This is a genomic window from Aquiflexum sp., assembly GCF_977115555.1.
Genome location: NZ_CDSBKL010000578.1, coordinates 1 through 1948, shown reverse-complemented (window position 1 = coordinate 1948; position 1948 = coordinate 1). Strand labels below are relative to the sequence as shown.

The window sequence follows — 1948 nt, the reverse complement described above, 5'->3', positions numbered from 1 at the left end:
TCTTGCTAGTGGTGATCGGTATCTTGATCGCCTTGCAAGTCAATAATTGGAATGAAGAGAAAAAGAATTTAAAAACAATAACCGACACCATCCATAAGCTGGAAACAGAGCTTTTAATCAATTATGAAGAAGCCAACTTTGTTCTCGGATTTTGGAACATGCAGGATTCCTTCAGCAAACAGGTAATTTTTAATCAGGTAACTATCGATGACTACAGAAAAAACGACCTCATGAGTATTGTTACCGGAAACTGGTATGCCTATTCCCCCACTTTGGAAAATTTAAATTTGTTGCTGGAAAATGAAAAATTCGCCAATGAGAGACTCGAACCTATCCTAAGTGCCGCTAAATCCTTACAAAACCGAGGTGAATATTTGGATCAGCAATGGAGGGTTCTCCGAAACAATATCGAAGAAAATATAAAGACAATCACCCGGGAGGTGTCCCTAGTCAGATTAGATAGCCTTTCAAAAGAACGTAAATACGAGTATCTGCTGACAAATCCTGATTATAAACAACTGGTTGAGTTGAATTGGATCCATTTCCAAAATTATTACGACTTCGTTTCAAGGTCTCGAGCTCAAGCCATCGCTCTCCTCAGCACCATTAAGGTGGTACAGGAAGAATATGGAATGGAAGAATTGGAAAACCTGTATGCAAGCCTAGGCATGAGTCCTTTCAAAACTTTGGATTGCCAGCAAGAAACCTTTGAAAGAAATGATGAACTAAGAAGAAGTTACTTGATTGGAAATTTAAGCTCAGAAGAAGTCAATCTGACCCTTATAAATGATGGAAAAGTAGGAAGTTCTTATAAGTTATTACCTAACCAATTCAGTTCTACCAGGCCGGAATATGCCGGCCTAGATGGTGACTATACTGTCATTGCTGTGCAATCAGATTCCAATGGTAATTGCATAGCAAAATTTATTGCTGTCAACAAAGGGTACTTAATCATAAACTAACATTGTGCTAAAATTTTTCAGAAAAATCCGGCAAAAACTAGTTGAACAAAACAAATTGGGCAACTATTTCAAGTACGCCATAGGCGAAATCCTATTGGTGGTAATCGGGATTTTGATAGCCTTGAGTATTAACAACTGGAATGAAACTAGAAAGCTTCAAAAGGAAGAAAGACATTACCTGTTAGCTCTACATTCTGATTTCAAAACTGCAGAATCGAATCTTCGCATCAAACTAGCACTTGTAGAAGAGCAACTCGAACACAATGAGCGCCTACTTACCATTTTGGCAGGGCCTGTCAACAGTATTCCAAATGACAGTATAGTCGGGATGCTCCGTAAAGCTTTCATTGATATCCCTTTTGGAGTTCAAGTGACTGCTTATGTTGACCTTCTCAACTCAGGCAAGCTCTCCGTTATCCAAAGTGAAGAACTCCGCAGAGCGCTTTCAGAGTTCGACGCTGAAAATGTTTTGGCCAACCAATATGCAGAGAATGCAGCAGATCAGTGGGCAGGGCAAGTGACCGAGTTTTTCATAAAGAGCCTTAACGTTAGCGCCATATATGGAAAAGATGCAAAGGTTCATTGGGATTACCCGGGGATCCCCGTTTCAACCGGTTATGACAATACGCCCACAAACAGGCGGTTTTCATCAGATGAGGAGGTATTATGGGGTCGAGAGTTAGCCAATCGGATCGCAATCAAGAATGTATTGTTGGGAGATGTGGCCCGTTCTGCGGGAGATGTACTCAAACTTATCGATCAGATTTACATACTTATTAACGCTGCTTCGCTTGAGGACAGCAGAAGCTCCGAAAGTCCTTAGTCATTTTATATTGACACCATTGAAGTTTATTTGGAGCAGTTTCATCGTAGAAGCCTCCTTATTCCTAAAATCCAAGATACCATGATTTCCTTATTCCGAAAAATCCGCCAAAAACTCCTTGCCGAAAATAGGGTTACTCGATACCTGGTCTATGCGCTTGGAG

The 1948-nt window shown here is 40.5% G+C and carries 2 protein-coding genes; both read left to right on the top strand.

What is annotated here, in order from left to right; genetic code table 11:
* On the top strand, nucleotides 1-962 hold a 962-nt coding region (locus tag ACZFYI_RS19760), incomplete at its 5' end, for a hypothetical protein (RefSeq protein ID WP_462525838.1).
* A 4-nt stretch (nucleotides 963-966) separates the two neighbouring features.
* Nucleotides 967-1785 (top strand): DUF6090 family protein, encoded by an 819-nt coding sequence (locus ACZFYI_RS19755; protein WP_462525837.1) that lies wholly within the window; start codon nucleotides 967-969, stop codon nucleotides 1783-1785.
* Nucleotides 1786-1948: the final 163 nt, after the last annotated feature.